This is a genomic window from Mesorhizobium sp. M2A.F.Ca.ET.037.01.1.1, from assembly GCF_003998075.1.
Taxonomy (GTDB): Bacteria; Pseudomonadota; Alphaproteobacteria; order Rhizobiales; family Rhizobiaceae; genus Mesorhizobium.
Genome location: NZ_RZSA01000612.1, coordinates 1 through 4,122 on the forward strand (window position 1 = coordinate 1; position 4,122 = coordinate 4,122).

The window sequence follows — 4,122 nt, forward strand, 5'->3', positions numbered from 1 at the left end:
AGCCGGCCCTGCGCCCCATCCGCCGCTTCATGCCCGATCTTGGCGGCATCGACATTTCGCCGATCATCCTGCTGCTGATCCTTTTCTTCATCCGCCAGTTCCTGGTCACCACGGTTTGGTCCTGGGTCGTGGCCGGCGGCTGATGAGCACGCCGTTTCGGCTGCGCGACAACGGCATCGACCTCTTCGTGCGGCTGACGCCGAAAGCGGCGCTTGACCGGATCGACGGCATCGAGACCGCCGCCGACGGGCGCAGTCACCTCAAAGCCCGCGTGCGCGCCGTGCCGGAAAACGGCGCCGCCAATCAAGCGCTGGAGCGGATGATGGCCAAGGCGCTGGGTGTGCGGGTGTCGGCCGTTTCCGTAGTCGCCGGCGGTACATCGCGGCTAAAGACGCTGCGGGTTGTGGCGGATGCGGCTGAGTTGGTGGAGCGACTTGAGACGCTCAGCAAATAACGCTGGCGACGCCCCCTCATCCGGCCGTTACGCGGCCACCTTCTCCCCGGCGGGGAGAAGAGCTTGGCGCCGGCGCCGACCTGCTCCTCTCCCCTTGGGGAGAGGTCGCATTGCCCCGAATTGCTCTTCGCAATTCGGTCGGCAATCCGGGTGAGGGTGAGTCTTCAAAACCACTCAATCCCCCAGCGGCAGCTTCGGATCGTCCACCTTCAGCGTGTTCACGCTCTGCTTGATGCGCCGCAGATTCTCCAGCACTTTCGGTCCGCGCGATTCCGCCACCGTGGTGGCGATCATGTCGACGATCGCCAGGAGCGCGTAGCGCGACGAGGTCGGCTTGTAGATGTTGCCGTCCTCGACCGACTGCAAAAGGATCACCGTGCCGGCGACCTTGGCCAGGGCCGAGTCCGGCGCGGTGATGGCGACGGTGGCAGCGCCATATTGCTGTGCCACCTCGACCGCCTCGATCACCGAGCGCGCATAGCCCGAGACGGAGAAGGCGAGCAGCGTCGTCTCCGGGGTCGCGACGGCGGCATACATGCGCTGCAGCTGGCCGTCGGTCTGGGCGAGCGCCGAGAGGCCCAACCGGAACAGCCGGTTCTGCATCTCCGTCGCCATCATCGAGGAAATGCCGCCGGAGCCGATGCAGAGCACGTTGCCGGAACTTGCAATCCGGGCGGCAACATCCATCAGCGTCGTCATATCGAGGTTTTCGCTGGCGCGCTGGATGGCGGCAATCGCCGCCTCGGTGATGGCCGAGGCGATGCGCTGCTCGCGCGCGTCGCGGCTGAGCGGCTCCGGCGACAGATACTGGCCGCCGATGGCGATGGCCTGCGCTAGGTAGAACTTGAAATCGCGAAGCCCCTCGCAGCCGAGATTGCGGCAGAAGCGGGTAACGGTCGGCTCGCTGACGGCGACGCGCGCGGCGATCTCCGAGATGGCCGCCTTCGACGCGAAATCAAGGTCGGAAAGCACCAACCCCGCCAGCCGTCGGTCCGATTTGGTGCCGTCCTGCGACATCAGTTGCAGGCGGGTGATGATGTCGGCCGGGCTCTTCATCATCTTCTCACAGCGGCAGGCCGGTTGCCTTGTCAAAAAGGTGGATGTTGCGCGGGTCGACACGCACCGGCAGCCGGTCGCCCGGCTTCACCTGCAGCCGGTCGCGGAACACAGCGCGTACCGTGTCGTCGCCGACCGAACCGTAGACATGCGTTTCCGAACCGGTCGGCTCGACGACATCGACCTTGATGGCGATAGCATCATCGCCGGCGCCGACCATGAAATGCTCTGGGCGGATACCGGCTTCAACCGTGTCGCCGCCGGAAGCCGCGTTGCCCGAGAGCGCCAGGCGGCCGCCGCCGCTGGTCTCGAACCAAGACTGAGCTCCGGCCGTCTTCAGCGCGCCAGAGACAAAGCTCATCGACGGCGAGCCGATGAAGCCGGCGACGAATTTGTTGGCAGGCCGGTCGTAAAGCTCCAGCGGCTGGCCGACCTGCTGGATGCGGCCGCGGTCCATCACCACGATGCGGTCGGCCATGGTCATGGCCTCAATCTGGTCGTGGGTGACGTAGACGATCGTCGATTTCAGCCGCTGGTGCAGCGCCTTGATCTCGGTGCGCATCTGCACGCGCAGTTGCGCGTCGAGATTGGAGAGCGGCTCGTCGAACAGGAACACCGAAGGCTCGCGCACGATGGCGCGGCCCATGGCGACACGCTGGCGCTGGCCACCCGAAAGCTGCCGCGGATAGCGGTCGAGATAGGAGAAGAGGTTGAGCACGCTGGAAGCCTTCTTCACCTTGTCGTCGATCGCGGCGCGGTTCTCGCCGCGGATTTTTGGGCCAAAGCCGATATTTTCCGAGGCCTTCAGATGCGGAAACAGCGCGTAGGACTGGAACACCATGGCGATATTGCGCTTCTGCGGCGGCAGGTCGTTGGCGCGCGTGCCGCCAATGACGAGATCGCCGGCGGTGATCGTTTCCAGCCCCGCCAGCATACGCAAAAGCGTGGACTTGCCGCAGCCGGACGGCCCGACCAGCACGACGAACTCGCCGGTTTTGATGTCGAGGTTGATGTCTTCGAGGATCTTGTGCTGGCCAAAGGACTTCGACAGGTTGCGGAACTGGACGTCGGTCATGGTCACGCTCCCAATATGTCGTCGATGAAAGGCAGGTAGCCGGCTGTCAGGCCGGCATCAACAGGCACCACGGCGCCTGTTATGCCGGAAGCGCGCTCGGAGGCAAGGAAGGCGACAGCTTCGGCCACTTCCCGTGCATTGACGATGCGGCCCAGCGGATAGAGCCGCTTCAGCCGCCCGAGGATCTCCGGATCCTTGGCCAGGCGATGGTCCCAGGCGGCGGTGCGGATCGATCCCGGGCACACGACATTGGCGCGCAACCCGCTGCGGCCGAGCTCGACGGCGACCGATTTGGCATAGGCGTTGATGCCGGCCTTGGCCGCCGCATAGGCCGGATTGCCGAAATGCGCGATAGCGTTGACCGAAGAGATGAAGACGACGCTGCCCGAACCGCGCCCAGCCATCGCCTTGATCAGCGGATCGGCGAAACTCATCACGCCGGTCAAATTGAGGTCGAGCTCCTGCTCGATCTTGTCAGCCGTCAGCGCCGCCAGTGTCTCGGCGCGCGTCCAGCCGGCATTGTTGATTAGGATGTCGGGAACGCCGTCTTGGTCGAGCAGCGCCGGGATCGCGGCTTCGATCGACGCCCGGTCGAGCAAGTTGAAGACGTGGCGGGAAGCGATATGCGGGCTGACCAATGCCTCCGCCGACTGGTCGCAGCCGACGATGCGCGCGCCGCGTTCGGCCATGAGCTCGACGATCGCCGAGCCGAGGCCGCCGCCGGCTCCGGTGACGACGACGGTCTTGCCTTCGAACTCGGCTGTCGAACCCACGCTGCGCCCTCCTCCACCCCTCATTTTGAGCCAATAAGCTAAACAAGCAAATGTAATTAAGCAACATGATAATCCGCTTGCGCAGCGCCAAATCATGGATAATGTAGGAAAGTAACATAAATCCTGTGCTCACAAGAGGCAGGCGCCAACGTGCATCAATGGGAGAATTCAGATGAGCCTTGCAAAATGGACTGTCGGCCTGCTGGCCGGAATGAGCATGCTAGCCCTGGCAGCACCAGCCGATGCGGGCGAGGTGCGCGTCACCGTCGCCGAATACAGCGCCAAGACCGGCCCCTATTTCGAAGCGGTGAAGAAGGAATTCGAGGCGGCCAATCCCGGCATCACCATCAAGTATGAAGTGGTGCCGTGGGATGTGCTGCTGCAGAAGCTCACCACCGACATCACCGCCGGCACCAACGCGGATCTCTCGATCATCGGCACCCGCTGGCTGATCGACTTCGTCCAGCAGGATGTCGCCGAGCCGCTCGACAGCTACATCAAGCCCGAGTTCAAGGACCGCTTTATCGACACATTCCTGCAGCCCTCCATCATGAATGGCCACACCTATGGCCTGCCGATCGCAGCTTCCGCGCGCGCCATGTATTACAACAAGGAGCTGTTTGAGAAGGCCGGCATCGCCAAGCCGCCGGCGACCTGGACCGAGCTGCAGGAGGACGCGCGCAAGATCAAGGCGGTCGGCGCCTTCGGCTTCGGCTTGCAAGGCAAGGAGATCGAGACCGACGTCTATTACTACTATGCGATGT

The 4,122-nt window shown here is 63.9% G+C and carries 6 protein-coding genes; 3 read left to right on the top strand and 3 right to left on the bottom strand.

The window, feature by feature from the left end; genetic code table 11:
* Nucleotides 1–143 (top strand): YggT family protein (locus tag EOA27_RS25355; protein WP_145970521.1); only part of this gene is annotated, 143 nt, incomplete at its 5' end.
* Nucleotides 143–454, top strand: a complete 312-nt coding sequence (locus EOA27_RS25360; RefSeq protein WP_126080527.1) for a DUF167 family protein — start codon at nucleotides 143–145, stop codon at nucleotides 452–454. The genes EOA27_RS25355 and EOA27_RS25360, both read left to right, overlap by 1 nt.
* 174 nt (nucleotides 455–628) lie before the next feature.
* Here the strand turns inward: EOA27_RS25360 and EOA27_RS25365 are convergent, their stop codons facing one another.
* From EOA27_RS25365 to EOA27_RS25375, 3 genes are read right to left on the bottom strand one after another with little or no spacing between them, the layout of a single operon-like run.
* Nucleotides 629–1,510 carry a MurR/RpiR family transcriptional regulator gene (locus EOA27_RS25365; RefSeq protein WP_042645590.1) on the bottom strand — a complete coding sequence of 294 codons (882 nt, stop codon included), beginning with the start codon at nucleotides 1,508–1,510 and terminating at the stop codon, nucleotides 629–631.
* Between the two features lie 7 nt (nucleotides 1,511–1,517).
* Nucleotides 1,518–2,585, bottom strand: coding sequence for a sn-glycerol-3-phosphate ABC transporter ATP-binding protein UgpC (ugpC, locus tag EOA27_RS25370; protein WP_126080526.1), 1,068 nt, complete (start codon nucleotides 2,583–2,585; stop codon nucleotides 1,518–1,520).
* A 2-nt stretch (nucleotides 2,586–2,587) separates the two neighbouring features.
* Nucleotides 2,588–3,358, bottom strand: coding sequence for an SDR family oxidoreductase (locus EOA27_RS25375; RefSeq protein WP_189343314.1), 771 nt, complete (start codon nucleotides 3,356–3,358; stop codon nucleotides 2,588–2,590).
* Nucleotides 3,359–3,530: 172 nt separating this feature from the next.
* On the opposite strand from EOA27_RS25375, the gene EOA27_RS25380 reads away from it, so the two are divergent.
* Nucleotides 3,531–4,122, top strand: a 592-nt coding sequence (locus tag EOA27_RS25380) for an extracellular solute-binding protein (protein ID WP_127257539.1), incomplete at its 3' end; no start/stop codon positions are given.

Coding starts and splice junctions, on each gene's coding strand:
- EOA27_RS25360 (WP_126080527.1), top strand. CDS start 143: ATGAGCACGCCGTTTCGGCTGCGCGACAACGGCATCGACCTCTTCGTG.
- EOA27_RS25365 (WP_042645590.1), bottom strand. CDS start 1,510: ATGAAGAGCCCGGCCGACATCATCACCCGCCTGCAACTGATGTCGCAG.
- ugpC (WP_126080526.1), bottom strand. CDS start 2,585: ATGACCGACGTCCAGTTCCGCAACCTGTCGAAGTCCTTTGGCCAGCAC.